This window comes from Rhodococcus sp. KB6, from assembly GCF_001445685.1.
Classification (GTDB): domain Bacteria; phylum Actinomycetota; class Actinomycetes; order Mycobacteriales; family Mycobacteriaceae; genus Rhodococcus_F; species Rhodococcus_F qingshengii.
In genome coordinates this window covers 1-447 of sequence record NZ_LNAK01000161.1, presented here as the reverse complement: position 1 = coordinate 447, position 447 = coordinate 1, and the positions used below count along the sequence as shown (strand labels likewise).

Annotated in this window: 1 rRNA gene; it reads right to left on the bottom strand. The window is 50.8% G+C overall.

What is annotated here, in order from left to right:
* Nucleotides 1–447 (bottom strand): 16S ribosomal RNA (locus tag ASU23_RS30930); the annotation flags it as partial.

Sequence of the window (447 nt, the reverse complement as noted above, 5' to 3'; positions counted from 1 at the left end):
GCTTAATGCGTTAACTTCAGCACTAAAGGGCGGAAACCCTCTAACACTTAGCACTCATCGTTTACGGCGTGGACTACCAGGGTATCTAATCCTGTTTGCTCCCCACGCTTTCGCGCCTCAGTGTCAGTTACAGACCAGAAAGTCGCCTTCGCCACTGGTGTTCCTCCATATCTCTACGCATTTCACCGCTACACATGGAATTCCACTTTCCTCTTCTGCACTCAAGTCTCCCAGTTTCCAATGACCCTCCACGGTTGAGCCGTGGGCTTTCACATCAGACTTAAGAAACCACCTGCGCGCGCTTTACGCCCAATAATTCCGGATAACGCTTGCCACCTACGTATTACCGCGGCTGCTGGCACGTAGTTAGCCGTGGCTTTCTGGTTAGGTACCGTCAAGGTGCCAGCTTATTCAACTAGCACTTGTTCTTCCCTAACAACAGAGTTT